Annotated in this window: 23 protein-coding genes; 11 read left to right on the top strand and 12 right to left on the bottom strand. The window is 72.5% G+C overall.

What is annotated here, in order from left to right; translation table 11 throughout:
- Positions 1-190 precede the first annotated feature (190 nt).
- The 3 genes from ACIOC1_RS22325 to ACIOC1_RS22315 all read right to left on the bottom strand — a co-directional run bounded on the left by ACIOC1_RS22325 (position 191) and on the right by ACIOC1_RS22315 (position 2,327).
- Entirely contained in the window at positions 191-1,063 is an 873-nt protein-coding gene (locus ACIOC1_RS22325) for a hypothetical protein (RefSeq protein WP_401856155.1), read from the bottom strand.
- A 144-nt stretch (positions 1,064-1,207) separates the two neighbouring features.
- A complete protein-coding gene (locus ACIOC1_RS22320; RefSeq protein ID WP_401856154.1) occupies positions 1,208-1,717 on the bottom strand; it encodes a SigE family RNA polymerase sigma factor in 510 nt (169 codons plus the stop codon).
- A 91-nt stretch (positions 1,718-1,808) separates the two neighbouring features.
- Entirely contained in the window at positions 1,809-2,327 is a 519-nt protein-coding gene (locus ACIOC1_RS22315; protein ID WP_401856153.1) for a hypothetical protein, read from the bottom strand.
- A gap of 674 nt (positions 2,328-3,001) precedes the next feature.
- On the opposite strand from ACIOC1_RS22315, the gene ACIOC1_RS22310 reads away from it, so the two are divergent.
- Entirely contained in the window at positions 3,002-5,848 is a 2,847-nt protein-coding gene (locus tag ACIOC1_RS22310) for a BTAD domain-containing putative transcriptional regulator (RefSeq protein WP_391162525.1), read from the top strand.
- Between the two features lie 68 nt (positions 5,849-5,916).
- On the opposite strand, the gene ACIOC1_RS22305 is transcribed toward ACIOC1_RS22310, so the two are convergent.
- Both ACIOC1_RS22305 and ACIOC1_RS22300 read right to left on the bottom strand, forming a co-directional pair.
- A complete protein-coding gene (locus tag ACIOC1_RS22305) occupies positions 5,917-6,183 on the bottom strand; it encodes a DUF6295 family protein (protein ID WP_355336387.1) in 267 nt (88 codons plus the stop codon).
- 2 nt (positions 6,184-6,185) lie between these two features.
- Positions 6,186-6,941, bottom strand: coding sequence for a dienelactone hydrolase family protein (locus ACIOC1_RS22300; RefSeq protein ID WP_401716661.1), 756 nt, complete (start codon positions 6,939-6,941; stop codon positions 6,186-6,188).
- A gap of 48 nt (positions 6,942-6,989) precedes the next feature.
- Here ACIOC1_RS22300 and ACIOC1_RS22295 point away from each other — a divergent pair, with 48 nt between their 5' ends.
- Positions 6,990-7,505 (top strand): MarR family winged helix-turn-helix transcriptional regulator, encoded by a 516-nt coding sequence (locus tag ACIOC1_RS22295; RefSeq protein WP_401856152.1) that lies wholly within the window; start codon positions 6,990-6,992, stop codon positions 7,503-7,505.
- A gap of 112 nt (positions 7,506-7,617) precedes the next feature.
- Positions 7,618-9,279, top strand: a complete 1,662-nt coding sequence (locus tag ACIOC1_RS22290; protein ID WP_401856241.1) for an MFS transporter — start codon at positions 7,618-7,620, stop codon at positions 9,277-9,279.
- A 201-nt stretch (positions 9,280-9,480) separates the two neighbouring features.
- On the opposite strand, the gene ACIOC1_RS22285 is transcribed toward ACIOC1_RS22290, so the two are convergent.
- The 3 genes from ACIOC1_RS22285 to ACIOC1_RS22275 all read right to left on the bottom strand — a co-directional run bounded on the left by ACIOC1_RS22285 (position 9,481) and on the right by ACIOC1_RS22275 (position 11,765).
- Positions 9,481-10,137, bottom strand: a complete 657-nt coding sequence (locus tag ACIOC1_RS22285) for a GNAT family N-acetyltransferase (protein WP_401309873.1) — start codon at positions 10,135-10,137, stop codon at positions 9,481-9,483.
- Positions 10,138-10,310: 173 nt separating this feature from the next.
- Positions 10,311-10,919: an SPW repeat protein gene (locus tag ACIOC1_RS22280; RefSeq protein WP_391042974.1), complete on the bottom strand. Its 609-nt coding sequence runs from the start codon at positions 10,917-10,919 to the stop codon at positions 10,311-10,313.
- A gap of 402 nt (positions 10,920-11,321) precedes the next feature.
- Positions 11,322-11,765, bottom strand: a complete 444-nt coding sequence (locus ACIOC1_RS22275; protein ID WP_391042971.1) for a MarR family transcriptional regulator — start codon at positions 11,763-11,765, stop codon at positions 11,322-11,324.
- A gap of 241 nt (positions 11,766-12,006) precedes the next feature.
- Between ACIOC1_RS22275 and ACIOC1_RS22270 the strand changes: the two genes are divergently transcribed.
- The 5 genes from ACIOC1_RS22270 to ACIOC1_RS22250 all read left to right on the top strand — a co-directional run bounded on the left by ACIOC1_RS22270 (position 12,007) and on the right by ACIOC1_RS22250 (position 19,567).
- Positions 12,007-13,305, top strand: coding sequence for an MFS transporter (locus ACIOC1_RS22270; RefSeq protein ID WP_401856151.1), 1,299 nt, complete (start codon positions 12,007-12,009; stop codon positions 13,303-13,305).
- A gap of 188 nt (positions 13,306-13,493) precedes the next feature.
- Positions 13,494-14,009 (top strand): hypothetical protein, encoded by a 516-nt coding sequence (locus ACIOC1_RS22265; RefSeq protein WP_401856150.1) that lies wholly within the window; start codon positions 13,494-13,496, stop codon positions 14,007-14,009.
- Positions 14,010-14,014: 5 nt separating this feature from the next.
- On the top strand, positions 14,015-16,879 hold the full coding sequence (locus ACIOC1_RS22260; RefSeq protein WP_401856149.1) for a substrate-binding domain-containing protein: 2,865 nt from the start codon (positions 14,015-14,017) through the stop codon (positions 16,877-16,879).
- Positions 16,876-18,354: an extracellular solute-binding protein gene (locus ACIOC1_RS22255; protein WP_401856148.1), complete on the top strand. Its 1,479-nt coding sequence runs from the start codon at positions 16,876-16,878 to the stop codon at positions 18,352-18,354. The genes ACIOC1_RS22260 and ACIOC1_RS22255 overlap by 4 nt, the downstream gene beginning before the upstream one ends.
- 76 nt (positions 18,355-18,430) lie before the next feature.
- Positions 18,431-19,567 (top strand): alpha/beta hydrolase, encoded by a 1,137-nt coding sequence (locus ACIOC1_RS22250; protein WP_401856147.1) that lies wholly within the window; start codon positions 18,431-18,433, stop codon positions 19,565-19,567.
- Here the strand turns inward: ACIOC1_RS22250 and ACIOC1_RS22245 are convergent.
- Positions 19,564-20,145, bottom strand: a complete 582-nt coding sequence (locus ACIOC1_RS22245) for a hypothetical protein (RefSeq protein WP_401310136.1) — start codon at positions 20,143-20,145, stop codon at positions 19,564-19,566. The genes ACIOC1_RS22250 and ACIOC1_RS22245 overlap by 4 nt on opposite strands.
- 176 nt (positions 20,146-20,321) lie before the next feature.
- Between ACIOC1_RS22245 and ACIOC1_RS22240 the strand changes: the two genes are divergently transcribed.
- Both ACIOC1_RS22240 and ACIOC1_RS22235 read left to right on the top strand, forming a co-directional pair.
- Positions 20,322-21,686: a putative T7SS-secreted protein gene (locus ACIOC1_RS22240; protein WP_401856146.1), complete on the top strand. Its 1,365-nt coding sequence runs from the start codon at positions 20,322-20,324 to the stop codon at positions 21,684-21,686.
- On the top strand, positions 21,683-22,441 hold the full coding sequence (locus ACIOC1_RS22235; protein WP_355336374.1) for a hypothetical protein: 759 nt from the start codon (positions 21,683-21,685) through the stop codon (positions 22,439-22,441). The genes ACIOC1_RS22240 and ACIOC1_RS22235 overlap by 4 nt, the downstream gene beginning before the upstream one ends.
- Before the next feature lie 45 nt (positions 22,442-22,486).
- Here ACIOC1_RS22235 and ACIOC1_RS22230 read toward each other — a convergent pair whose 3' ends face one another.
- Together ACIOC1_RS22230 and ACIOC1_RS22225 are read right to left on the bottom strand one after the other, a co-directional pair.
- The gene (locus ACIOC1_RS22230) at positions 22,487-22,792 is read right to left on the bottom strand and encodes a hypothetical protein (RefSeq protein ID WP_355336373.1); all 306 of its coding nucleotides are present in this window, start codon (positions 22,790-22,792) and stop codon (positions 22,487-22,489) included.
- A gap of 85 nt (positions 22,793-22,877) precedes the next feature.
- Positions 22,878-23,555 carry a TetR/AcrR family transcriptional regulator gene (locus tag ACIOC1_RS22225; RefSeq protein ID WP_355336372.1) on the bottom strand — a complete coding sequence of 226 codons (678 nt, stop codon included), beginning with the start codon at positions 23,553-23,555 and terminating at the stop codon, positions 22,878-22,880.
- Positions 23,556-23,714: 159 nt separating this feature from the next.
- On the opposite strand from ACIOC1_RS22225, the gene ACIOC1_RS22220 reads away from it, so the two are divergent.
- Positions 23,715-24,749 carry a medium chain dehydrogenase/reductase family protein gene (locus tag ACIOC1_RS22220; RefSeq protein WP_401856145.1) on the top strand — a complete coding sequence of 345 codons (1,035 nt, stop codon included), beginning with the start codon at positions 23,715-23,717 and terminating at the stop codon, positions 24,747-24,749.
- Positions 24,750-24,870: 121 nt separating this feature from the next.
- On the opposite strand, the gene ACIOC1_RS22215 is transcribed toward ACIOC1_RS22220, so the two are convergent.
- Complete coding sequence (locus ACIOC1_RS22215; protein ID WP_401856144.1) at positions 24,871-26,253, bottom strand: RNA polymerase sigma factor; 1,383 nt, start codon at positions 26,251-26,253, stop codon at positions 24,871-24,873.
- Between the last annotated feature and the right edge of the window lie 80 nt (positions 26,254-26,333).

The following is a 26,333-nucleotide window of genomic DNA, read 5'->3' as shown; positions in this document are numbered from 1 at the left end:
TGTCACCCGAAAGCCGTCGCCGACGGCACCCGGGTACTCAAAGCATGCGCAAAAAGCTTGTGAACGGGAAGCCCCCCTTCCCCCGGTCCGGTCGGCGGCGGACCGGAGGAGGGGGCGGGGGGAAGGCCCTGCGAGGCACCGGGGGACGGGCCGGGAGACGGGTCGGGGAACGTCCGGGCGGGGGGCGGTGTCAGCCGCCGTACGTGCCCGCCAGGCGGGCGGACGCCTTGTCCTTCGCCGACGGGTCCGTGGCCGCGTTGTCCCTGGTCGCCTTGTCCGGGTCGGGCAGCGCGTCGATCACCCGCTGCCAGCGCGGGTCGGTGACGATCTTGGCGAGCTGGGCCGAGCTGAGCGGCGGATTCGGACGTGAGATCGGGGCGTCCTTCTCATCCCTGGAATTCCACTCGCTCAGGCTGATCACGGCGCCGGAGGGTGTGACGAGGGTCGCGTACCACTCCTTGGTCTCGGCCCGGTGGTCGGAGTACTCGAAGCCCTTGGAGATCGTCAGCGTGCCGCCGTGCACGTGCGTCGACGTGCACGAGGTGTCCGGGTCCTGCGAGGGGAAGTCCGGGCACGACGGCACCGCCTCGCCCAATCCGATGCCGAGCGTCACCAGCCCCTTGTTGAAGACGACCGCCGCCAGCGGAATGCCCTCCTCGGTGCCGCGGCTGGGCCAGGTGGACTTCGTGACATGACCCTTGGGCAGCGTCGCCAGGAACAGGTCCATCACCTGCTTGGCCGTCATCGCGGGCCTGGCCGGCTTCGCCGCGGAACTCGCCTTGTCCGAGGCCGTGGACGACACCGCGGGCTTCGTGGGCGCCGACGCGACCCCGCTGCCCCCGTCGCCCTTGGCCAGGCCGCCGACCAGCGCGCCGCCCACCCCGACCAGGGCGAAGGCCGCGACGCCCGCGGTGATCGCGGCCGTACGCCTGCGGCGCAGTCTGCGGCCGTGCGCGTGCCCCTCCGCGACCAGGCCGCGGGAGTCGTCCGGCTGGAACGTGTCGGCGGTGCGGCGCAGCGCGTCGCCCAGCTCGTCTTCGAATTCGATCGGTTCGATGGGCATGGCGGAACCACCGTCTCGGTTTGGTGTGTACGGATGCGGTCTACGTGTGGGGGTACGGCCACGGGTGCGGCCGGTTGGTCTGTCGGTCGTTCGGTCGTTCGGTCGTTCGGCGGCTATCGGTTGCGGGGGCTCAGCGGACGCGGCTCAGCGGGCGATGAGATCGGCGAGGCTGCCGCCGAGATCCGCCCTGAGCCGGGCGAGCGCGCGTACCGTGCGGGTCCTTATGGCTCCCGGTGTGGAGCGCAGGGCCTCGGCGGTCTCCTCGATGCTGCGGTCCTCCCAGTACCGCAGCACCAGGACCGCCCGGTCCTTCGGCGAGAGCCGGCCGAGCGCGTCGAGCAGCGTGATCCTGAGCGTCGCGTCGTCGCAGTGCCGCGTGGGGCTGTCCGGCAGCTCCGCGCTCGGGCGTTCCTTGCTGCTGCGCCGCCGCTGGTGGGTCAGGAAGGCGCGGACCAGGACCGTCTGGGCGTACGCGGCCGGATTCCCCACCTTCGCCATCCGGCCCCAGACGACGAACATCCGGCCCAGCGTCTCCTGGACCAGGTCCTCCGCCAGGTGCGTGTCGCCGCTGGCGAGCAGACAGGCCGACCGGTACAGGTGGCTCGCGCGGACCGCCGCGAACTCCAGATACGCCGCCGTCTCCCCCTCTCGCATCCCGCTCCCCTTCCCCCGTCCGACCCTTCACCTCTTCGACGCGGCGGGGAACGGGGAATGTTACGGGGCGCCCGGGGACGTCTCCGGGCCGTTACGCGGCTGCCGCCACACCGTCCCGGTCCAGCGGCTTCGCGGCCTCGCGGGTGCCCTCGCGGGCGGCATCGCGGGCGGCCTCGCGGGCCGGGTTCCGGGTGGGGAAGACCAGAAGGCGCAGCGTCGCGAAGCGGGCGATGCCCGCCAGGGCGGAGGCCCCCAGGTACACGGCCTGCGCCAGCAGGGCGCCCGGGTGCGGGTGCGCATGGTCCAGCGTCAGGACGGCCGCCGTCGTGAACAGGTATGCCCCGAGCAGCGTCAGCGCCGACTTGCTGTGCACCCGCCACCCCGCCCATCCGCCTTCGGCGGACCTGAACGTGATCCGGTGGTGCAGCTCCGTCGCCAGCAGCGTCGACACCACGGTGACCACCGCGTTCACCAGCGCGAACGGGGCGTGGCCCGCCGCCGCCACCAGCACGGCGCTCGACAGCAGGCCGACGCCTCCGCCGCACACCACGAATTTCCCGAACGCCGCCGCCTTCGCTGCCGCTCTCTCCCCGCCCACCGTCTTCTCCATGCCCCCACCCTCCCCCCGCCCACTGACACGCCGCCCACACCCCACTGACACGCTCCCGCTGTGGGCCCCCCGATCTTTCCCGGCCCGCGCCCCCGAACAGCGCCCTTTACCCAGGGCGGCACACCGATCTTTTGAGGGGCGCGGGGAACTGCGCGACAAGCCCCCACCGGGCTGCCAGCCCGAAAACAACCGCATCTGCCCCACTGGGGCCGGTTCTTCACCCGCGCCACCGCCGTGGCTGAGCGCGCAGTTCCCCGCGCCCCTAAAAGATCGGCGTGCCGCCCTGGGCAAAAAACGGTCCGCCCCACCAGGGGCACAGGTCCTCGCGGATGAGGACGAGGGCCGCTGGCCTTGCGCAAGGAGGGGGATTTCAGGGGCGCGGGGAACTGCGCGACACGCCCCCACCGGGCTGCCGGCCCGAAGGCGACCGCATCGGCGGCGTGCGCAGGGGCAGGGCCTTGCGGAGAGGCGAGGCGGTCTTCCCGCGCCCGGAGGGCGGGAGGGGGCGAAGTGGTCGGGTCCGGCCGCGGCGTGCCGCGCCCCCGTTGCGGCGGTGGATGGACCCACCCGCGCCGCCGGGCCGGACCCGGAGGTCAAGCATGGAGGGGGGCGCCAACCGGCCGCTAACATGGGGCTAACGCGCCGTTCGGGGGAACGGCCAGAGAGGGCCACGGATGCGGTTCGAGCTGCTCGGAGCTGTGACCGTGGAGGGTGGCGGCGTCGGCTCGGCGAAGGCGCGGGCACTGCTGGCCGCGCTGTTGAGCAGTCCGGGCCGGGCGGTGCGCCCGGAGGCCCTGAAGGCGGCGATGTGGGGCGAGGAGCCCCCGCCGACGGCGACGGCGTCGCTGCACAATCATGTGGCCCGGCTACGACGGCTGTTGGCCGAGGACGACCGCCCGGGTTCGCGCCTGCGGGCGGTCCCGCAGGGCTACGTACTGGACGTGGCGGTCGGCGAGCTGGACGCCGAGGTGTTCGTACGGCATCACGCGGCGGCGCGGGCGGCGCACCGGGACGGGGACTGGCCGGCGGTGCTGGCCGAGTGCCGGGCGGCACTGGCGCTGTGGCGCGGCGACCCGCTGGCGGACGTACCGGCGCTGTCGGACCCGCTGCGGGCGTACGCGGCGCATTTGGCGGAGGCCCGGCTCCAGACCCTGGAGTGGCGTTTCGACGCGGAGTTGGCACTGGGCCGCCATCAGGGAATGGCGGCGGAATTGGCGGCGCTGACGGCGGCGCATCCGCTGCGCGAGCCGTTCCACCGCCAGTGGATGCTGGCCCTGCACCGAACGCACCGGCAGGCGGAGGCACTTGCCGCCTTCCACGACCTGCGCCGCACGCTGGTCGACGAGTTGGGCGTGGAGCCGGGCCCCTCGGTGCAGGCCGCGTACCGCGAGATCCTGGCGGCCCCCGAGGACGAAGCGGCTCCGCAGGAATCCCAGCCGTCCACTCCCCCGGCCCAACTCCCGGCCGACACCGGCGACTTCACCGGCCGTACGGACGAACTGGCCGCGCTGCTCGGGGTGATACGCCCCTGTGACCCGGACGCCCCGCGCGTGGCGGTCGTCACCGGCATGGGCGGCATAGGCAAGACGGCGCTCGCGGTGCACGCGGCGCACCGGGCGCGCTGCGACTTCCCCGACGGCGTGCTCTACGCCGACCTGCGCGGCTTCGGCGCGGGTGACGCGCGCCGCCCGCGCGACCTGCTGGCCCGGTTCCTGGGCGATCTGGCCGACGGCGGCGCGCCGGGCACCGGCGGCGCGCTGCCGCTGCCGGACGACCCGGACGACCTGTCGGCGCTGCTGCGGCAGGCGCTGCACGGCCGCCGGGTGCTGCTGGTGCTGGACAACGCGGGCGACGCGGCGCAGGTGGTGCCGCTGCTGCCGGGCCGCGGCGACAGCGCGGTGATCGTGACGAGCCGCAGGACGCTGGCGGATCTGCCCGGAGCGGTACGGCTGCCGCTGGAGCCGCTGGGCGCGGAGGAGCAGCACCGGCTGCTGGTCGCGGTGTGCGGGCAGCAGCGGGTGGCGGCCGAACCTGCCGCGGCGGCAGGGGTGTTGGCGGCCTGCGGCGGACTGCCGCTGGCGCTGCGCATAGCGGGCGCCCGGCTGGCGGCCCGCCCCAACTGGCCGCTGACCGCGCTGGCGGAGCGGCTGGACGGCGCGGGCGACCGGCTGCACGCGCTGTCCGCGGGCGGCCTGGCCGTGCAGGACACCTTCGCGATGAGCTATCTCGCGATGCGCGACAGCCCGCAGGCCGCCGAGCGCGAAGCGGCCCGCGCCTTCCGGCTGTTGGGCCTGTGGCCGGGCCACCCGCTGGACCTCGTCCCGGCCGCCGCGCTGATCGGCCGCGACCCCGCCCCGGCCGAGGACCTGCTCGAAGCGCTGGTCGACACGCACCTGTTGCAGACTCCGCGGGCCGGCCACTACTCCTTCCACGACCTGCTGGGCGAGTACGCGGCGACCCGCGCCGCCGAGGAGGTGCCGCCGCGGGTCCGCGAGAACGGCCTGCGCCGCCTGCTGGTCTGGTACACGGTCACGGTCGCCGGGACCGCGGCCCTGCTCGCGCCCGAGGGCCATCCGATACCGCCGCTGCACGAGCAACCGGCCGTGCCCCCGCTGGAGTTCGACAGCGAGGAGGCCGCGCTGCGGTGGTGCGTCAAGGAGCTGCCCGCGATCAAGGAGGCGATACGGCTGGCGGCGGCGCGCCGCTGGCCCGACGTGGCGTGGCGGCTGGCGGCGGGTCTGTTCGGCTACGCGCAGGCGTACTGGTGGACCGGTGAGTGGGACCTGTGCCTCCAGGAGGCGATGGCCTGCGTGGAGGAGACCGGGGACGTCCAGGGCCGGGCGTGGATGCACAGCAGGCTCGGCGTCGCGCACGGCATGGCCGACCGGGTGGACCCGTGCCTTGAGCATCTGGGCGTCGCCCGGCGGTACTTCGAGGCGGCGGGCGACCTCCAGGGGCAGGCGGCGATCCTCAACAACCTCTCGGGACTGCACCACGCGCTGGGCGACCACGATCTCGCGCTGGAGTACGGCAGGCAGTCGCTCGACCTGCATTACGCGGTGGGCGACGCCGACCGGGTCGCGACCGTGCTGGGCAATCTCGGTGACGCGCACCTGGGCGCAGGCGACCCGGCCGCCGCGATCGCCTGCTACCGGCGGGCGTTGGGGATGTGGCGCGAGCGCGGGCTGCTGACCAGCACGGCGCGCAGCCTCACCAGCCTCGGCGAGGCGCTGCGCACCGTGGGCCGGTACGACGAGGCGGTCGCGGCGCTGGAGGAGACGGTCGCGATCCTGGACCGGCTCGGGGACCGCGGTACGGCGGCCGACACCCTGGAGGTGCTGGCCCGTACGCACTTCGAGCGCGGCGACCCCGCCTCCGCCCGCAAGCACTGGGACCGGGCCCTGGAACTCGCCCGCACCTACCGCCTGGAGGCGAAGGCGCGGACGATACTGGCGGGCCTGGCGCGACTGGACGCGTGCGAGTCGGCGTGCGTGCGGCAGAGCGAGGACGGGGTCGCGTAGCAGCGGGGCCGGGCGCCCGGCCCGAACTCCGCCGCGCGGCAGGGGCCTTGGGCCCGCGGGCCCGGTGGTCAGACGGCCATCTCGCGCGGCACGGCCGCCAGCGCGTCCTGGATCGCGGTGATCAGCGCCCGCGCGGAGTCCGCGGTCAGCTCCAGGGCGACGCGGGCCGAGGGCCCCTTGGCGGGGGCGGCGAAGTCGATGTTCAGGGTGTGCTCGGCCAGCGCGTGCACGGGGTGGTCGAAGTAGACGGTCACGTCGGTGACGTGGAACCAGGAGCCGCCCGGCCCCTTGGCGCTGCCCTCGACCTCGGCCTTGACGGTGGAGTACGTGCACATGGTCAGCCCTCCAGGTGCTTGCCGTAGAAGTCCGCGATGCGCTCCCAGCCGTCCTGGACGGCGGGCACGTTGTAGTTGGGGCGGTCGACGGCGAAGAAGCCGTGCCCGGCGCCCTCGTAGCTGTGGAACTCGTACTCCTTGCCGAGGTCGGTGAGGATGCGCTCCAGCTCGGCGACCTCGGCGGGGCTCGGGTGGCTGTCGGCGGCGCCGAACAGGCCGAGCAGCGGGGCGCCGAGGCTGGGGAGCTGGTCGACGAGGTTGGTGATCCGCAGGACGAAGCCCTCGGGGACGGTGCCGGTGACGAAGGCGCCGTAGCAGTCGACGGCGGCGTCCACGTCGAGGTGGCAGGCGCTGAGCACGGCCTGACGGCCGCCCGAGCAGTGGCCGATGACGCCGGCCTTGCCGTTGGAGGTGGGCAGGGCGCGCAGGTACGCGACCGCGCCCTCGACGTCGCCGACCAGCCGCTCGTCCGGGACCCCGCCGTTGGCGCGGCCGACCGCGGCGGCGTCGTCGGGGGCCGCGCCGGGGGCCTCGCGGTGGAAGAGGTTGGGGCAGACGGCGTCGTAGCCCATCTCGGCGAACCGCCGCGTCATCTCCTTGGTCGGGCGGTCGTATCCGGGCAGGTGGTGGATGACGACGACACCGCCGCGGCGGTGGTCGCCCTCCGGTCGGGCCACGTACGCCTCGATCTCGTCGCCGCCGTGGCCGGTGATCGTGACGGTGGTGGCGGTCAGCGAACCGCTGGGGGAAACAGTCATGCGCCAGCTATACCATAAGCCTGGACTGATAAGTTTATACTGATCATCATGACGACCAGCAGCGACGCGGCTGGCACCGCGGCCGACGCGACCGGCACGGCGGCGAGCCCGGACGACCCGGCGGGTCCGGGTCGTCCGGCCGAGGCCGGACGCATCGCGGTGGACCTGCGCGTGGCGCTGAGCCCGCTGGTGCGGCGGCTGCGGCAGGTGAAGCCGGACGGGGAGCTGACCTTCTCGCAGATCTCGGCCATGGTCCGGCTGGACCGGGAGGGCCCGGCCACCGCGACGGAGCTGGCCGCGGGCGAGGGCATCAGGCCGCAGTCGATGTGCACGATCATCGGCGTGCTCCAGGAGCGCGGCCTGGTCGTCCGCGACCCCGACCCGTCCGACGGCCGCCGCATCGTCGTCTCCCTCAGCCAGGCCGGTCTCGACGGCCTGCGCGGCGCCCGCGCCGAGCGCGCCCGCCGTCTGGCCCGCGCGATCGACGAGGAGCTGACCCCCGAGGAGCAGCGGCTGCTGGCCGACGCGATTCCCCTGCTGGAGAGGATCACCCGCCGTGTCTGACCCCGCGGAGCCCGACCCCTCGGACATACCCGCCCGCGCCGCCCCGCCCGGCCCCGCGGGCACCCGCCCCGACCGCTACAAGTGGATCGCGCTGTCGAACACCAGCCTCGGGATGTTCATGGCGACCGTGGACTCCTCGATCGTGATCATCTCGATGCCCGCGATCTTCCGCGGCATCCACCTGGACCCGTTCGCGGCCGGGAACATCAGCTACCTGCTGTGGATGATCATGGGGTATCTGCTGGTCACCGCGGTCCTGGTGGTCACCCTCGGGCGGCTCGGCGACATCGTCGGCCGGGTGCGGATCTACAACCTCGGCTTCGTCGTCTTCACCCTCGCCTCGGTCGCGCTCTCCTTCGACCCCGCGCACGGCGGCGCGGGCGCGATGTGGCTGATCTGCTGGCGGATCGTCCAGGCCGTGGGCGGCTCCATGCTGATGGCGAACTCCGCCGCGATCATCACCGACGCGTTCCCCGCCGAGCAGCGCGGCATGGCGCTGGGCATCAACCAGATCTCGGCGCTGTCCGGCCAGTTCGTCGGCCTGGTGCTGGGCGGGCTGCTGTCGGCGTGGGACTGGCGGGCGGTGTTCTGGGTCAATCTGCCGTTCGGCATCCTCGGCACCGTGTGGGCCTACCGCTCGCTGCGCGAGACCTCCACGCGCAGGCAGTCCCGTATCGACTGGTGGGGCAATCTCACCTTCGCCGTCGGCCTCGGTCTGCTGCTGGTCTCCATCACCTACGGCATCCAGCCCTACGGCGGCCACACCATGGGCTGGCTGAGCCCGAAGGTGCTGACCGGGCTGATCTCCGGCGTCGTGCTGCTCATCGTCTTCGTGGTCGTCGAGACGCGCGTGGCGCAGCCGATGTTCCGGCTCGCGCTGTTCCGCAGCCGCGCCTTCGCCGCGGGGAACGCGGCCTCGCTGCTGGCGGCGGTCGCCCGCGGCGGCCTCCAGTTCATGCTGATCATCTGGCTCCAGGGCATCTGGCTGCCGCTGCACGGCTACGCGTTCGACGACGCGCCGCTGTGGGCCGGGATCTTCCTGCTGCCGCTGACCGCCGGGTTCCTGATCGCGGGGCCGCTGTGCGGGTGGCTGTCCGACCGGTACGGCGTACGGGCGTTCACCACCGGCGGTCTGCTGGTCTTCTCGCTCAGCTTCGTCGGCCTGCTCCTGCTGCCGATCACGTTCTCGTACTGGGCGTTCGCGCTGCTGATCATGTGCAACGGGATCGGCTCGGGGATGTTCTCCGCGCCGAACACCTCGGCGATCATGAGCAGCGTGCCCGCCACCGACCGCGGCGCGGCGTCCGGGATGCGCTCGACGTTCCAGAACTCCGGGATGTCGCTGTCGATCGGGGTGTTCTTCTCGCTGCTGATCGTGGGCCTGGCCGACCGGCTGCCGTCGGCGCTGGACAGCGGGCTGCGCGCGCAGGGCGTGCCGCCGGACGTGGCCCACCACGCGGCGTCGCTGCCGCCGGTCTCGACGGTCTTCTCGGCCTTCCTCGGGGTCAACCCGGTGCAGACGCTGCTCGGGCCGACCGGTGTGCTGGACACGCTGCCCGCGCACAACAGGGCGGTGCTGACCGGGAAGGAGTTCTTCCCGCACCTGATCTCCGCGCCCTTCCACCACGGGCTGGTGATCGTCTTCGCGACGGCGGCCGGGATGGGCCTGCTGGCCGCCACCGCGTCGCTGCTGCGCGGTGGACCCGCGACGCGGGCGGTGACGGCCGAGGCCACGCCGCCCCAGGTCAGGGCCGGTTCAAGACGATCGAGTTGACCGGGGTGAGGTTGTACGACCAGTGGTCGTTCAGCTCCAGGGTGATCCGGCAGTCGCCGCCGTTGTACTGCCAGCAGAGCTGCGAGCGCGGCGGCGCCCCGCGTGATCCTGCGCATGGTGATGTCCCTCCGTCCGCGGCCGGACCCCCGCCGGCCGTCGCGTCGGCGGCCGGGTCCCGCCGGCCGCCGTCACCGCCTGACGCTAGGAGAGGCCGGGCCCGGTCCGCTCCTGACGAATGACAGGGACCGGCGCGATGGTGCCGTCGAGGCGGACCTGGAGGGCGGGGTGCGGCGGGGTCGCGAAGCCGAGGCCGGTGTAGAGACCGGCGCCGTCCGCGGTCGCGTTGAGGTTGATCACCCGCGCCTGGGTCTCGTCGGCGAACCAGTCGAGCACCGCCTCCATGCAGGCCCGCGCGTAACCGCGGCGCAGGCGGCGCGGGTCGGTGCAGACGTTGGAGATGTGGCCGTGCAGACCGCTGAGGTTGGTCGGGCCCGGCGCGTGCCGGTCGCAGGCGCCCACCGCGTTGCTCACCACGCCCAGTTCGGGGTCGTCCACGACGAAGGCGGCGAACTCGCCCGTGGCGGCGAGGCGTTCGGTGAACCACGTACGGGCCCGCGCCCGCCACGGCGCGTCGTCCCCGCCGACCCGCGTGCCCATCGCGTCGAGCATCACGGCTCTGAGGCGTACGAGGGCGTCCGCGTCGGCGGCCGTCGCGCGGCGCACGATCACGTCGGGGGCCGAGTCCGAGGCGGCCGGGTCCGGGGCGGCCGGGCCTGAGACAGCCGGGTCCGAGACAGCCGGGTCCGAGCCCAAATCCCGCTCGGGCGCGGGGAGTTCACCGTCGGTGCCGATCTTCATACGGCGCATTGTCACTCATACGGACAGCGCACGGCATCTCAGTTCCCCGAGCCCTTCACAACAGCGCTCAGGAGTGGTAGGTGGGGCGGATGGTACGTGAAGGTGGTACGGGCGGCCTCGCGGTCGTCCGTACCACCGGGTTCCGGAGTCGGTGCTCCGGACTCAGTACCGGATCAGCGCTCGGGATCGATCCTTCGCTCGGGGTCGATCCTCCGCTCGGCGCCCAGCCCACGGTCGGAACGCGCACCGCGGTCCGTGCTCATCGCGCGGTCCGAGCTGAAGCCGCGCTCCGCGCGGTCCGAGCCCATCCGGCCGCCGCCGGCCGGGAGCCCACGGCTCCTGGACCGGCTACGGCCGAGCATGCCCATGCCCATCGTGGCGAGTCCGACCAGGCAGATCACCGCTCCGGTGATCACGTTGCTGAGGATGGTCTTGTGCACGTGGGGGCTACCGGACACCACCCAGGGTGCGACGATCGTGAACGCGCCGATCACCACGGCGGCCCAGCCCAGTCCGTGCGTACGTTCCAGGACGGAGCCGAAGCCCAGGGCCAGGACGGCCAGGGCGATGCCGAGGATCAGGTTGGTCACGGTGAGAGCGTGGAAGCCGGTGAATCCGGCCACCCACGGCGAGATCGCCAGGTAAAGCCCGGCCAGCAGGGCCAGACCTTCAACGAGACCGGCCCATGGCTTCGCCGCCGCTTCCTCGTACCGGCCCCGAAGGGCCATCAGGTCCGGGTGGGTATCGATTCCCGTCGTCGGGTTGGTCGATTCGGTGGCCATTCCAGCCACCTCCTTTGCTGAGTGCAGTCGCTTCTACCACCGGATGTCCTTCGGGTCTCCGCCCCGAAGCTGCCGCATCCTCACACAGCGTAAATCGCCTGATACCACTCAGGCCACTCGGATGGCGTACATATCTCCTCATATCGCCCCGCGGCCCCCCGCCGGACCCTTGCGACGACCGCCCAAGGGCGTTCCTCGCCGATTTCCTCACCGAATCGCGGGGCAGGGGTGCCAGCGGCGGCGCGGGCGGGGGTGCGGGCGGGGGCGGCCCGGCCCGGGACCCGGCGGATCACGGGCGGGGGGTGCGGGCGAGGGGTGGCCGGGGCGCACGGCCTCGGCTCGGCCCGGCCCGGCTCGGCTGATGGCTCGTCGCCCCGGCCGTACGCGTCAGGCGGTCGGGGCTCAGCGGGCGCCGAGCGCCTCCACCGTACGGACCAGCGGCGCGAGTTCGGGCTCGCGGGCGGCCTCGTCGAGGGCTTCGCGCAGGGCGCGGTCGTTGGTGGGGCGGGCCTCGGCGAGCAGGGCGAGCCCGGTCTCCGTGACGTCGGTGTAGATGCCGCGGCGGTCGGTGTCGCAGAGGTAGCGGACCAGCAGGCCGCGGTCCTCCAGGCGGCTGACCAGCCGGGTCGTGGCGCTCTGGCTGAGCACGACCGCGTCGGCGACCTTCTTCATCTGGAGGTGGCCGCCGGGGCCGTTGTGCTGCTTGCTGAGCACGTCGAGCAGCGAGAACTCGCGCACGCTCAGCTCGTGCCCCGCCTGGAGCGCGCGCTCGATGTGCGCCTCGATCCTGCCGTGCAGCAGGGACAGCGCGCACCAGCCCTGGGCCAGCGCCACGGTCTCGGTCATCCTCGGCTCCTCCACCGGCCTCGCGGCGGCTCGCACCACCCTCGTCCCCGACCGGCCGGTTCGCGCCGGCCGGTCCCGCGGTCGTCGTCGGCCGCGTCTTCAGGATAGCCCGCTTCCGCAATAGGCGGCGTTTGCACTTATCCCGCGTCTGCAATTATTGTGGGCGCTGGTTAACCGCGCACCGGTCCCGTACCCGTCCGTACCGCCGGTTCCGTCCCCTCTCCTCCGGAAGGTGTTTCCCATGCCGCTCGCGCTGCTCGCCCTGGCCCTCGGGGCCTTCGGCATCGGCACGACCGAATTCGTGATCATCGGGCTGCTGCCCGACATCGCCGGGGACTTCGGGGTGTCCATCCCGACCGCGGGCTTCCTGGTGACCGGCTACGCGCTCGGCGTCGTCGTCGGCGCGCCGCTGATGACCGTGCTCGGCACCAAGACCTCCCGCAAGCGGATGCTGATGCTCCTGATGGGGCTCTTCATCGCCGGGAACCTCGTCTCCGCGGTCGCGCCCACCTTCGCCCTCATGCTGGCGGGCCGCATCGTGGCCTCCCTCGCGCACGGCGCCTTCTTCGGCATCGGCTCGGTCGTCGCGGCCGGTCTGGTCGCCGCGGAGAAGAAGGCCGGGGCCATCGCGATGATGTTCACCGGCCTGACCGTGGCCAACGTGGTCGGCGTACCGCTGGGCACCTTCGTCGGGCAGTCCGCCGGGTGGCGCGTCACCTTCTTCGTCGTCGCCGGTTTCGGCGTCCTCGGCCTCGCGGGCATCGCGAAGCTCGTCCCCGAGATCCCCCGGCCCGAGGGCGTACGCCTCGGGCACGAGCTGGCCGCCTTCCGCAACGTCCAGGTGCTGCTCGCCATGGCCATGACCGTGCTCGGCTTCGGCGGCGTCTTCGCCGCGATCACGTATCTCGCGCCGATGATGACGAACGTGACCGGTTACGCGGACTCGTCCGTCACCTGGCTGCTGGTGCTCTTCGGGCTCGGCATGGTCGGCGGGAATCTGCTCGGCGGCCGGTACGCCGACCGGCGGCTGATGCCGATGCTCTACGCCACGCTCGGCGGGCTCTCGCTCGTCCTCGCGCTCTTCACCGTCACCGCGCACAACAAGGTGGCCGCCGCCGTGACCGTCTTCCTGATCGGCGCGCTCGGCTTCGCGACCGTCCCGCCGCTCCAGAAGCGGGTGCTCGACCAGGCGTCCGGCGCCCCGACGCTCGCCTCCGCCGTCAACATCGGCGCCTTCAACCTCGGCAACGCGCTGGCCGCGTGGCTCGGCGGGCTCCTTCTCTCGGCCGGGCTCGGCTATACCGCCCCGAACTGGCTCGGCGCGGCCCTCGCCGCGGCGGCGCTGGCGCTGGCCGTGACCTCGGCCGCCCTCGGCCGCGGCTCCGCCCCCTCCGGCCGACGGCCGGGAAGCGTCACGGCCGCGCGCGCCCCGAAGGAGCGCGGGGAACCGCGCGAGCAGCCCACCGCCGGGCCGGTGGCCCGACGACAGCCGGACTACCCCGCTGGGGCCGGTGGTGAACTGCGCGAACACCGTGGCTGAGCGCGCGGTTCCCCGCGCCCCCGAAAAAGGCCGGCTCGCCGTCGCGCCCAGGGCACCGGCCCCGCGGGGGCCGGCGGGCGACCCGTGGAGGCCGGCGGATCGCCCGTGGGGGCCGGCGGATCACCCGTGGGGGCGCGTCGGCGCAAGGTAGTGACGGAGTGTCAGCGTCCGTGCAAGAGTAGTGAGTTATGACTCATGGGGACGGGGAGCCGGGCCGCAGGATCCGGATTCGGGTCACTGGCGACGACGCGCAGGATCTGGAAGCGCTGTACCGCTGGCTGAGCCTGGAGGACTGGTTCGCGCAGGCCGAGGCCGCGCATCAGCTCACGGCGGAGGTCCGCGAGTACGACGGCGGGCGGCACGACCCGGAGGAGCGGCGGGACGGCCCGCCGATGAGCGGCGGCCTCGTCGAACTGGTGCTGGTGATCGCGGGCGCGGCCATCACCCCGGTCTTCGAGGACCTCTACAACCGCGCGAAGGTCGCCGCCCACGCGTGGGCGGCCAACAGCAGCAGCGACGACCACCCCATGGTGACCGACGTCCAGGCGGACGGCGCGGGCGACGGGGTCGACGGCGGCGACGGGGACGGGGCCGGGGACGGGGACGGGGACGGGGACGGCGCAGCCGACGGGGGCAACGGGGCGGACGACACGGACGACGCCGACGAGGAGCCGGAGGACGACGAAGGCGGAAGGAACACCTAGCCATCGTGTCCTCGCATGCTTACGACCCACGCGGCAAGGCCAATCGCGCACTGCTCTTCGGGGTGTACCGGTACGACCACTTGGACGACCTGCCGGGCGTGCGGCACAACCTCGGCCAGTTGGTCGAAACCCTGATGGCCGGAGGGGTGTTCGGGGCCAACGAGGTCCGGCAGGTGCTCCCCAGGACCCAGCTCGAATTCCTCTCGCACCTGGAGAACGAGGCCAAGGCCGCCGAGGGCCTGTTCCTGCTCTACTTCGCCGGGCACGGCGGAGTGGACCGCAACGGCGACAATTTCCACCTGCTGGTCGGCGAGTCCCGCAGGATCGGCCGCGACGACTACGCGGAGGCGGTGTCCTGGAGCAGCCATGTGCTGCCCAGGCTCAGGGACATCGCCGAACGCCGGCTGGTCGACCGGATCGTGGTGATCCTGGACTGCTGCTACGCGGGCAACGCGCTGCTCGAATTCAAGCCGGGCACGCTGCACCGCGGCAGGGACCGTATCTCGGTGCTGACCGCCGTCCAGATCAACCGCCGGATACCGGGGGGCAACGGGCACGAGCCGACGCCGTACACCAAACAGCTCATCCGGCTGCTGCACGACGGGCTGCCGAGGACCGATGAGGACGTCGGGCCGGAAGAGGCCGCGCGGATCGAGCTGATCCCGCTGTCGGCCGCGCTGTACGAGGCGATGCGGCACAAGTTCACGGAAGGCGGCGACGACCCGTGGGTGCCGCGTCACCACGCCGCCGAGTCCCGGCAGGACGTGCTGCTCGGGCTCTCGCCGCGGCTGCTGGAGGAGATCGACCGGCGGAACGCCGCGGGCCGGGCGGCCTGGTGGCGGGCGGCGCTCGCGGCGGCCGGGATCGGCGCGGGCGAGGGGCGTACGGGGCGGGGCCGTCGCGGAGAGCGCGGAAGCCGCGGAGAACGGGGCCGTCGCGGAGAGCGCGGAAGCCGTGGAGAACGGGGTGGTCGCGGGGAGCGGGGAAGCCGTGGGGAGCGCGGCCGTCCTGGGGAGCGCGAGCAGCGCAAGGGCCGTCCCCGTAAGGAGAGTTCGGGCACAGCCGGTCCCGGCAAGGGCCACAACCTCAAGGTCCTGATCCCGCTGTTCACCGCCTTCGCGGTGCTCCTCGCCGGAGGCGGCTACGGCGTCTACACCTGGGTCGGCGGGAGTACGGCCTGCGCGCCGCCGGTCGAACTGCGGCTGCTCACCGACCCGGACGCGGCGCCGACCGTGAAGAAGGCCGTGGCCGCGTATCTGACCTCGGGCGCCAACCATACGGGGAGCGGCTGCCGCCGCTCCGGGATCAGCCTGGTCGACCCCAAGTCCGCCGACGCGGTGACCGGTTTCCAGCACGCGGCCGACTGGCGTACGCCGCGCTCGACCGGTGAACTGCGCCCGCAGCGCGACATCGGCGCGCAGCCGGACATCTGGATACCGGGCTCCGACGTCACCCTGGCCCGCGCCAAGTCCCTTGTCGGCAAAGGCGACGACGTGGAGCTCGGCTCGCTCGGCCCGGTCGCGTACACCCCGGTCGTGCTGGCCATCCCGACGACCCTGGCCAGTACCCCGGCCTCGGTCACGGGCACCCCGCTCGGTCAGCTCCTCGACCAGCTCAAGCGCAACAACCCCAAGACGGTGCCGGTGCTCCGCGCCGATCCCGAGTCCACGGATTCGGCGCAGCTCGCGACGGTCGGGGTGTACGGGCAGAACGGCGTCGCGCCCGTGAGCGACGCGGTCGTCGGGCAGTTCGAGCGGCAGGCGGCCCAACTGCGGCCCGCGCAGCCCGACTCGTACGCGCTGATGTGCGCGCTGGCCGGGGCGGACCCCGAACTGAAGGACAACGCGGCGGTGTTGGTGCCCGAGCAGGTGATGACGCAGTTCAACACGCACGCGGACGCCAAGGCGCGGGTGGGCTGCGACAACAACAGGCTCCATCCCCGCGCGCCGCAGTATCCGGCCGATGTCGCGCCGCTCGACCTGCCGTTCGTGCACGTCACGTGGAAGGGCGCGGAGCGCGACGCGACGGCCAGGAAGGACGCCGTCGACCGTTTCCACACCTGGCTGACCGGCGCGGCCGGGCAGAAGGTCTTCACCGACGACGGCTACCGGACGGCCGGGGGCGCGACCGGCACCACCAGCGGTTCCGCGAGCGGCACGGCGACGGACACGGGCTCCGGGGCCGTCGTTCCCGGCAGTACGGTCATGCCCGGCACCTACCCGCCCGACGCCCAGTGGCTGGCGAGGTACGCCGCCGCCGTGGGCAGTGCGCTGGACCGCTACCGGCACGCGCTCGGCCCCGGCCGGGTGCTGTATCTGCTGGACAAGTCCAGCTCGATGGACACCTACTGGAGCAATTCCGCGGGCGCCCTCGACCTGCTGTCGCAGTCGCTCGACACCTTCGGGCCGGACGACGCGTACGGCGTGTGGACGGTGGTCGACAAACCGCCGACGCAGCAACTGGTGCCGCTGGGCAGGCATTCCGACCTGGCCGGTATCCGCCGCGAGGTCAAGGCGACGAAGCTGGTGGACGAGGAGTCCTACCCGGGACCCGCGCTGGACGCCGCGCTCACCGAGATGACGGAGCGCCAGAAGGCCACGGGCGGGGCGCAGTTGATCGTCTACATCACCGACGACGAGGACGACGAGCACTTCAAGGGCCGGGATCTCCCCGACCTGCTGGCGCGGATCGCCGCCCGTCCCGTACCGGTGGAGTGGGTGTCCCTGGCGCCGGGCGGCGGCTGCGCTGCCGGTTCGGTCGGCGCGCAGATCGCCAGGACCAGCGGCGGGCGCTGTCTGAACGCGTCGAGCAGCCAGGTCTCGGAGCTGCGCGACGACGTCGCCCGCGCGGGAACGGGGAACGCCCGGTGAGGCGGCGTCGCGCGGCGACCGCCGCCGCCCTGTGCCTGCTCGCGCTCGCCGCCGCCGCGTGCACCGGCGGGGGCGGCGGGGGCCGTGCCGCGCAGCCCACGACGACCGGCGGCGGCGAGATCATCGTGGCCAGCGGTCTGGACGTGACCGGCAGCGACGGGGTGCGCCAGCAGCTCATCGAGCAGTGGAACGGGACGCCGGAGGGCAGGCGGCACCCGGCGCGGCTGGTCGAGCTGCCCGGCGAGGCCGACCAGCAGCGCAGCCAGTTGCTCGGCGCGCTCCAGTCCGGCAGTTCCGCGTACGACGTGGTGAATCTGGACGTCACCTGGGTGCCGGAGTTCGCGCAGGCCGGGCTGATCAGCCCGCTCGACCACCAGATGAATCTCGACGACGGGGACGTCATCCCGTCCGTCGCGGGCACCGCACGGTGGGACGGCCACACCTACGCGGCGCCCTTCAACAGCGATGTGGGGCTGCTCTATTACCGCGCCGACACCATCAAGGCCATCGGCATCGATCCGGCGAGCTTCCCGAAGGCCGACACCACCTGGCAGGAGCTCCAGACGCTCATCAGCGATGTCGACGCCGACAAGGACCACCAGCCCAAGGGCTACATGGCGGGGTGGACGAGCCAACTCGGCGCGTACGAGGGGCTGACGGTCAACGCCATCGAGGCGTTCGCCTCGGTGGGGGTCCAACTCGCGGACACCGAAGGTCATTACACGGCCGATCCGGCCAAACTGCGGGCGGCTTTGAGCGAGTTGAAGTCCCGCGCGGGCCATGACGAGACGCTGCCCGAGGCGCTCACCTCCGACGAGTCGACATCGCTCGGCGACTTCGCGGCCGGCCACACCGTCTTCCTGCGGCATTGGCCGTACGCGTACGGCGCGCTGTCGCGGACGTTCGGCCCGTCGCGGATGCAGGTGGCGCGGCTGCCGGGGAAGGCCGTGCTCGGCGGGCAGAATCTGGCGGTGGCGGCGGGGTCGCCGCGCGCGAAGTACGCGCTGGACCTGGTCAAGTACCTGACGAACGCGCAGTCGGAGCGGTGCCTGCTGGACGCCGGATTCGCGGCGACGCGGGAGTCGGCGTACAAGGACGCGAAGGTGCGGTGCACGCTCGCGCCGGGCACGAAGGGGTCCGGGGGTTCCGGGGGTTCCGGGGGTTCCGGCGGTTCCGGCGGTTCCGGCGGCTCTCCGAGTCCGGGGGCCTCGGCGTCGTCGGAGTCGCTCGACATGCCGCGCGACGCCGACGGCCGCCCCGCGTACGCCGCTTCCACGCTGCTGCCCGCGCTGACCCAGGCGGTGCAGCGCCCCCGCACCCCGTACTACGGCGCTCTCACGCAGCTTCTCCAGGCGCAGTTGCACGACTGGATCTCCGACACCGGTCCGTTCAGCGGCGGCGGCTCGTCCATCGACCCGGGGCCGCTCGCCGACTCCCTCGACCGGTCGCTGGCGAAGATCCTGAAGGGCAAGTAGGTCGCTGGTGATCGTCTTTGACACGCCTGGGGCCGGTGAGGCAACTCGGCCGGTGCTCCAGCGTGTTGACCGGAGTATGAGATCTCCTCTTCGATCCACCGTCCGCACGGCGGCGGCCTCGCTGCTGCTGGCCGCCGGGCTCCTGGCGGCGGGCACGCAGACACCGGCCGTCGCCGCCGTACTGCATGCGACCGCCGAGACCGCCGCCACGACCGCCGCCGGCGTCGGGACCGCCGAATACGACCTCGGGGACACGGCGTTCACCGATCCGGAGTCCGGCACGGTCAGCGAGGTGCGGGCCGTGGTGCACTACCCGCGTCATCTGACCGGGCGGCTGCCGCTGGTCGTCATGTCGCACGGCTCCTGGTACGCCTGCGACGACGCGGACGCGCAGACCTGGCCGTGCCCGGCGGGCTCGCACCCGTACCCGAGCTACCGGGGCTACGACTACCTCGGCCGCGCGCTGGCCGAGCGCGGCTTCGTCGTGGTCTCGCTCAGCGCCGACGCCATCAACATGACGTCCTTCGACTACGGCGACCGCGCCCGCCTGATCAATGAACACCTGCGGCTGTGGCGGGACTTGGCCAACGGCGGCGGCGCCCTGAAGGGCCGCTTCACCGACCCGGCGACCGGCCGCGAGGTCGCGCCCGCGTTCACCGGCCACGTCGACATGACGCGCGTCGGCACCCTGGGGCACTCGCGCGGCGGCAAGGGCGCCATGTGGCAGGCGTCCGACAAGCACCGCGCCGAGTGGCCGACGGGCGTACGGGTGAAGGCCGTTCTCGCGCTGGCGCCGGTCAAGTTCGACTACCCGGAGGGCGAGAACAGCGACACCCTCGATACGAAGGTGCCGTTCGCGGTCGTCACCAGTACCTGTGACGGAGCCGTCCACGAGCAGGGCCAGGAGTATCTGGACGACATCGCGGGCCTGAACACCGTGACGGACTTCTCCGTCTCTCTCCAGCACGCCAACCACAACTACTACAACCGGTCCTGGACCCCGCCGGCCTCGCTCGGCGAGGATGACAGCACCTGCCCGGCGCAGGAGTTGACCCCCGCCCACCAGCAGGACGCCCTCACCGCGTACGCCGTCGCCTTCTACCGCTACGAGCTGTACGCCGACCCCACCGGCCTCCCCGTCCTCACGGGCCGCCACCCCCTCCCCCACACCCCCGCCACCACCCGCATAGCCCTCCCCGCCCCCACCTCCTAAGCCCGCTCAGCGGCCCGCAACACGGCGCCGTACTTCACCAACCGCCGCCGGGACAGCAGCACCCCCAGCCCCCACAACCCGACGAAGAACGCCCAGACACCGCCGCAGACGAGCAACGGCCCCGCCGTGAACCCGAACTGGGACAGCGGGATCAGCAACGCCAGCGGCAGCACCACTACTTGGATCAGGCCGCGCCTGCGATGACCTCGCGCGTAGTCCACCTGAATACGCGCGTGCAGCAGCTCGACCTCTTCTCGCACCTCCGGCGACGGCCGCAGCCGCCGCCGTCCCGGCCGCATTCCCGGCAACTGGCCGCCGCGCAGTCCCTCGGGATACCGCGCGGCGGCCAGGGTCGCCCGTTCCGCCGCGTCCGCCTCCCGCCGGAACCCGAAATACGGATTCGGACTCCCCTTCGGCGATGTCGCCGCCATCCCCTCGTACCGGTAGCCGTACTGCTCGGCGACAAAGGCGAACGCCGCGAATCTCCGCCACGACCCCACCAGATTCCGCGCCTCATGCCGCGCCGCCCCCCGCGCCCCGTCCCGCATCAGCGCCTTGAGCTGAGCCTCCACGAACATCACGACCTCCGGCCTCCGTGGTCTGGCATGACCTTCTGTCCGGTCCCCGCCGGCGGACCCGCATCCGGGACTCGGCGGAACCATCCATACCGCAAGGATCTTCTTATAGCTTGGTCAAGAAAAAGTCATCTCTGAACGAAGCGGCATGAGTTCGTCATGCGGATGGGGGGGCGAGCGTGGGCTCGTTGAAGTATCCGAACCTTGGCTTCGATCCGGCTCCGGGGGATCTGGAAACCGTCCGTCTGATGGTCTCCGCGGTGGGGCAAGTGGCCCACAATAGCGGCAGCGCCCAGAGCCAACTGAGCAAGATCGGCACCTCGGACGGTGTATGGGTGGGGAAGTCCGCCGACGCCTTCACGGAGTCCGTGGAAAAGATTCCGCCATATCTCAAGAAGGCCCTTGACGCGGTGAATTCGGCGCACCGGGCCCTGGCGGGCTGGGAGACCAGTCTGGACGGCTTCCAGTCGCGGGCCCGCGGGCTGGAGGAAGAGGCGGCTGCCGCGGCGCGGAAGGTCGACTCGACCAAGAGTTCCTTGACCGGTCTTCCCGCGGACACCTCCACGATGTCCGACACGGAGAAGGAAGCGCACGAGCGGGACAAGAAGGGCAAGCAGCAGGCGTACGACACGGCGCACGGCGAACTGGAGTCGGTCCGGGGGCGCGCCCGTACTCTGCACGTCGAGTACACCACCGCGGCCGACTCGACGGCGCGCGCGCTGAAGGACGCCACCGACGACGCCCCGCCGAAGCCGGGTTGGTTCGACAATCTGGTCGACAGCGTCACCGACTTCCTCGCCGACGCGTGGAACGTCCTGTCCGATCCGAACTTCTGGAAACTGGTCGGCGACATACTCGCCGACGTCGCGATGGTCATCGGCGTGATCTGCCTGGTCGCCCTGGCTCTCGGCACCGGAGTGGGGGCGCTCGGCCTGATCGGCTTCATCGTCGGCGTGGGCGCGCTCGCCGCGCACAGCGCCGCGATGATCGGCGGCGCCGAAGGTGTGACCTGGCAGACTCTGGCCTGGGACGCCGCGGGTGTGATCGCGGGCGGTATCGGTCTGGCGGGCGGCAGCATGATGAAGGCCGGGCGCGCGATGGTACAGGCGGGGCGTGAACTGCGGGTCGCGGAAGGCATCGTGGCGACGCTCGGCAAGATCCGGCCCGGCGCTCTGGGCAACATCGCCAAGATACCCAGCGGTGTCGCCAACACCCTGCGCGGTTTCAGCATGGCGGGGCAGGGCTGGACGTATGTGGCCACGGGCAAGGTGTTCGACTTCGTGGGCACCGTCACCGGCGCGGGCTTCGCGCTCGGGTCCAACGCGAACGACGGCCGGTGGACCGACGGCGACTGGAACATCTCCGACATCCCCGTAGTCGGGCCGATCGCCGGATTCGTCAACTACAAGGCGCCCGACAACAATCCCACGGTCATGGCGCCCGGCCCGCTCGGCCCGACGTTCGACGTCCCCACGACCTTGACGTCAGCGGGCAACAGCTTCGCCAAGGGGCTGGAGCAGGGGCAGTACGGGACAGCGGCGTGAGCGGCCCGACTGCCCAAGGCACGGCAAAGGGCGCGGGGCGGGAGATCCCGTACGCGTTCGGATACCAGGTACCCGACGAGTTCATCCGGCTGCCGGAACCCACTGAGTCCGAAGGCTGGCACGAGGCGCTGGCCACGTTGATGCCCGACGCCGACGAGGAGCAACTGGCTTCTGCGGGAGCGCAGATGCGTGCCAGTCTGCCGGGTCTGGCCGCGGGCAGCGGGGACACCGTCGTCCTCACCGCGATGTGCCTGGGTACGGAGGACGTGGAGGGCGACGAACGCCTGTCGATGGGCCTGCTGGCCGTGACGGTACGGCCCAGCACGCACCGGGACCGGTTGCTCGCCGCCGAGGCGATCTTCCAGGCGGAGCAGCGCAAGCTCTTCGCACGCGAGGGCCGGCTTCAAGAGCTGAACTTCCCTCTGGGCAAGGGTGTGCAGGGCAGGCAGGACATCCTGATCGCCGCGAAGCTGCCCGCGGGGCCCGGCGTGATGTCGACCTCGCTGCGGCTGCTGACGCTCCCCGCGGGCATGGCCGCCGCGGCCGGAGTCGAGGATCCTACCGGCGCCGCGGCGACAATACGGCCGACGCTGCCCGTGGCGGCGCTGCAACTGATCGTCCCGGCGCCCCGCGACTACTGCGTCTACGTGACGATCTCGACGCCGTCGCTCTTCCTGCTGGACTCCTACAGCGGGCGGCTCGCACACATCGGGCGGACGTTCACCTTCAATCCGTCCCAGGAGCACGACGGTTGAGGCCGAGGCGCGGGGAGTGAGCCCGCGGGGCGAGCGGCGGACGGATTACTCGCCGCCGCCCTCGCCCGCCTTCTTGAGTTCGTCGAGGAGCTTCTGATCGATCTTGGCGAACTCCTCGGCGGCCTGATTCGCGAACTCCGAGACGCCCTGGGTGAGTTTGGAGAGCTGGCCGAATCCGTAGTCCCAGGAGTCGGCAAAGTCGTCACACGCCGATTCCAGGCCGGAGTGGCCGATCTCCTTGGTGTTGGCGTGCTTCATCTCCTTCGAAGCGCTCTTCATCTGGTCGCCGCTGGTCTCCAGCTTGCGTGCCATGTCCTTGACCTCGTCGCCCGCGAACCGCAGAAAAGACATCCGGCCCCCCGTCCGTATCGCGTCTTCGTGTTGCGCCTCTGCCGATTCCCAGAATAGGTCCAACTGCCCTGGCGCGGCGGTGAGCTCAGGGTTTGAGGAGGGCGTGGAGTTCGGCTTCGTAGAGCTGGGCGGGGTCGAGGGACATGCCGGTGAAGTGGCCGGCGGCTTCGAGGGAGAGGACGCCGTGGAGGCGGGTCCAGCAGGTGAGGGCGCGGTGGAGGGCGGTGGTGGGGGCGGGGTGGGGGTCGGCCCATGCGCGGTGGGTGGCGAGGTGGGTGTCGAAGGGGGTGACGGGGGCGGTGGCGTCGGGGTCGAGGGCGACGCAGGCGTCCAGGAGGACGGCCATGATCTCGGACGCGATGCCGGTGATGTCGTCGGGGGCGTGGTAGCCGGGGACGGGCGTGCCGTAGAGGAGGAAGTAGCGGTGCGGGTCCTCCAGGGCCCAGCCGCGCAGGGCGTGGGCGAGGGCGACCAGTTCGGGCCGGGAGTCGTAGGCCGAGGCGGCGGCGTGGACGCTGAGGAAGGTGTCGGCGAGGCTGCGGTAGCCGTCCCTGACCAGCTCGGTGATGAGTTCGTCGCGCCCGGCGAAGTAGCGGTAGAGCGCGGGGCCGCTCATGCCCATCTGTTTGGCGATGGCGTTGAGGGAGAGCGCTGAGGCGCCCGCCGTCGCGATCTGCTCCCACGCGTGTTTCTTGACCTCCTCGCGGACCTGGGCCCGGTACCGCTCGCGCGGGGTGCTGGTGGTCGTACCCGGTTCAGCCACTGGCCTTGCCTCCTTCCCGTACGTCGTGCCCGTACGTCGTGTCCGCGTTCCCTTTAGTTAGAGGCTATCACGAACGCTATTGACACTCCCGATCGTGAGGTGTTAGAACTTCTAACGAACGCAAACGTCAGTAACGAGCAGCTCGCAGCGGAGGCCGCCATGAACACCACCGAAGAACTCACCGAGGTCGTCCTGCCCGGCAAGGTCGAGCCGGAGGACCTCCAGGTCAGGCACGGCGCCGTCCCCACGCCGGGCCCCGGCCAGGTCGTGGTGCGGATGGAGGCCACCGGCGTCTCCTTCGCCGAGCAGCAGATGCGCAGGGGCCGCTACTACGACCAGCCCCCGTTCCCCTTCGTGCCGGGTTACGACCTGGTCGGCACCGTGCAGGCGGCGGGCGAGGGCGTCGGCACGGACCTGGTCGGCACGCGGGTCGCTGCGCTCACCAAGACCGGCGGCTGGGCCAGCCACGTCGTGGTCGACGCCGCCGACACCGTCCCGGTGCCCGAGGGGGTCGGCGCGGCGGAGGCCGAGGCGATGGTGGTCAACGGCGCCACCGCCTGGCAGATGCTGCACCGCAAGGCGCGCGTCCGCGCAGGACAGACCGTCCTCGTGCTCGGCGCGAACGGCGGCGTCGGCTCCGTCCTGGTCGAACTGGCGCGGGTCGCGGGCGTCAAGGTGATCGGCACGGCGTCCGTACGGCACCACGACGCGCTCAGGGAGCGCGGCGTCACACCGGTCGACTACCGCGCGGGCGACGTCGCCGCCCAGGTCCGCGCCCTCGCGCCCGGCGGGGTGGACGCCGTCTTCGACCACGTCGGCGGCCGGGGCGTCGTCGACTCGTGGCGGCTGCTCGCGCCCGGCGGCACGCTCGTCTCCTACGGCACCGCGTCCACGCTCAACGACGAGGGCTCCAAGCAGTGGCCCGTGCTCAAGATCATCGCCCGCGTCTGGGTCTGGAACACGCTGCCCAACGGCCGCCGCGCCTACTTCTACAACCTCTGGGCCGGAAAGGCCCTGGCCAAGGACCGCTTCCGGGCCCGGCTGCGCGCCGACCTCACCGAGGTCTTCGCCGCGCTCCAGCGCGGCGACGTCACCGCCCGGGTCGCGGCCCAACTGCCGCTGGCACGCGTGGCGGAGGCGGTCCGGCTGGCCGAGTCGGGGACGGTCGCCGGGAAGGTCGTCCTCACGGCGTGACGCGCCCGCCGCCCCGGTCGAGCACGGGCCCGGCCGGTCCGGCACCGGCACCGCCCCTCAACCCCGGCACCGGCACCCACCCCGACCCCGCCACCGACGCGCCGCTGACGCCCGGACGGGGTCACGGCATCGGCAGGGCATCGGCCTTGCGGAGCAGCAAGGCGCGTTCGCGGGTGTTGGGGCAGTGGCGGGCGGCGAGCTGGAGTGCGGCGCGGGCTTCGGCGGTGCGGCCGAGGCGGGCGAGGAGTTCACCGCGCACGGTGGGGAGGAGATGGGAGTGGGAGAGGTGACCGGCGGCGGCGAGTTCGTCGACGAGGTCGAGGGCGGGCTGCGGCCCGTGGGCCATCGCGACGGCGACCGCGCGGTTGAGGTCCACGACCGGCGAGGGGGCGATACGGCCGAGGGCTTCGTAGAGCACGACGATCCGTTCCCAGTCGGTCGCGGCGACGGAGGGCGCGGAGGCGTGGCAGGCCGCGATGGCCGCCTGGAGGCCGTACGGGCCGAGGCCGCGCCCGACGGTGGAGGCGCGTTCGAGAGCCGCCCGGCCACGGCGGATCGCCGAGCGGTCCCACAGGCGCCGGTTCTGGTCCTCCAGGAGTACGGCCTCGCCGTCGGGGCCGGTGCGGGCGGGGAAGCGGGCGGCGGTCAGTTCGCAGAGGGCGAGCAGACCGTGCACCTCGGGCTCGCGCGGCAGCAGGGCGGCCAGTACGCGGGTGAGCCGGATCGCCTCGTAGGCCAGGTCGGGGCGGAGGAGGTCGTCGCCGGACGTCGCGGTCGACCCCTCGGTGAAGATGACGTAGAGCACGCTGAGGACGCCGCCGAGCCGTTCCCGCCGTTCCTCGGCCGGGGGCAGGGCGAACGGGACCTCGGCGGCGGCGATCGTACGTTTCGCACGGGTGATCCGCGCCTGGACGGTCGGCACCGGCACCAGGAAGGCGCGCGCGATCTCCTCGCTGGCCAGGCCGCCGACCGCGCGCAGGGTCAGGGCCACGCGGGCCTCGGGCGAGAGGACCGGATGGCAGGAGATGAACATCAGGGCCAGGATGTCGTCGTCGATACGGTCCGGGTCCCAGGGCAGGTCGGCGTCGGCCGCCGAGCCCACACCCGTATCCGGGCCCGCGGCCCTTCCCGTGGCGACGCCCGTACCCGCGTCCTCGGCCGCCTCCCCCGCGAGCAGCGCGTACCGCTGGTCCAGCGCCGAGCGGCGGCGGAAGGCGTCGATCGCCCGCCGCCGCCCGGTCGCGAGCAGCCAGCCCACCGGGTTCGCCGGTGTGCCGTCGCGTGACCAGCCGACCAGCGCCTCGGCCAGGGCCTCCTGCGCCACGTCCTCGGCCAGTTCGAAGTCCCCGGTGTAACGGGCCAGGGCCGCGACGACGCGGGCCGACTCGATCCGCCAGACGGCCTCGACGGCGCGGCGCGCGGCCTCCGTACTGCGGGGAGCCGGTCCGTCGGGAGCCGACTCACCGGGGGCCGACCCACCCGGAACCGGCCCGCCCCGAGCCACCTCGTCAGGAACCGACCCGCCCCGAGCCACCCCGTCAGGAACCGGTCCGCTCAGATCCGGCCCGTCAGGAACCGTCCCGC

It is taken from the genome of Streptomyces sp. NPDC088197, from assembly GCF_044741185.1.
GTDB lineage: Bacteria > Actinomycetota > Actinomycetes > Streptomycetales > Streptomycetaceae > Actinacidiphila.
Note: the sequence above shows the minus strand (reverse complement) of the source record. Positions and strands in the feature narration are given on the sequence as shown.

Coding starts and splice junctions, on each gene's coding strand:
- ACIOC1_RS22325 (WP_401856155.1), bottom strand. CDS start 1,063: ATGCCCATCGAACCGATCGAATTCGAAGACGAGCTGGGCGACGCGCTG.
- ACIOC1_RS22320 (WP_401856154.1), bottom strand. CDS start 1,717: ATGCGAGAGGGGGAGACGGCGGCGTATCTGGAGTTCGCGGCGGTCCGC.
- ACIOC1_RS22315 (WP_401856153.1), bottom strand. CDS start 2,327: ATGGAGAAGACGGTGGGCGGGGAGAGAGCGGCAGCGAAGGCGGCGGCG.
- ACIOC1_RS22310 (WP_391162525.1), top strand. CDS start 3,002: ATGCGGTTCGAGCTGCTCGGAGCTGTGACCGTGGAGGGTGGCGGCGTC.
- ACIOC1_RS22305 (WP_355336387.1), bottom strand. CDS start 6,183: ATGTGCACGTACTCCACCGTCAAGGCCGAGGTCGAGGGCAGCGCCAAG.
- ACIOC1_RS22300 (WP_401716661.1), bottom strand. CDS start 6,941: ATGACTGTTTCCCCCAGCGGTTCGCTGACCGCCACCACCGTCACGATC.
- ACIOC1_RS22295 (WP_401856152.1), top strand. CDS start 6,990: ATGACGACCAGCAGCGACGCGGCTGGCACCGCGGCCGACGCGACCGGC.
- ACIOC1_RS22290 (WP_401856241.1), top strand. CDS start 7,618: ATGTTCATGGCGACCGTGGACTCCTCGATCGTGATCATCTCGATGCCC.
- ACIOC1_RS22285 (WP_401309873.1), bottom strand. CDS start 10,137: ATGAAGATCGGCACCGACGGTGAACTCCCCGCGCCCGAGCGGGATTTG.
- ACIOC1_RS22280 (WP_391042974.1), bottom strand. CDS start 10,919: ATGGCCACCGAATCGACCAACCCGACGACGGGAATCGATACCCACCCG.
- ACIOC1_RS22275 (WP_391042971.1), bottom strand. CDS start 11,765: ATGACCGAGACCGTGGCGCTGGCCCAGGGCTGGTGCGCGCTGTCCCTG.
- ACIOC1_RS22270 (WP_401856151.1), top strand. CDS start 12,007: ATGCCGCTCGCGCTGCTCGCCCTGGCCCTCGGGGCCTTCGGCATCGGC.
- ACIOC1_RS22265 (WP_401856150.1), top strand. CDS start 13,494: ATGACTCATGGGGACGGGGAGCCGGGCCGCAGGATCCGGATTCGGGTC.
- ACIOC1_RS22250 (WP_401856147.1), top strand. CDS start 18,431: ATGAGATCTCCTCTTCGATCCACCGTCCGCACGGCGGCGGCCTCGCTG.
- ACIOC1_RS22245 (WP_401310136.1), bottom strand. CDS start 20,145: ATGTTCGTGGAGGCTCAGCTCAAGGCGCTGATGCGGGACGGGGCGCGG.
- ACIOC1_RS22230 (WP_355336373.1), bottom strand. CDS start 22,792: ATGTCTTTTCTGCGGTTCGCGGGCGACGAGGTCAAGGACATGGCACGC.
- ACIOC1_RS22220 (WP_401856145.1), top strand. CDS start 23,715: ATGAACACCACCGAAGAACTCACCGAGGTCGTCCTGCCCGGCAAGGTC.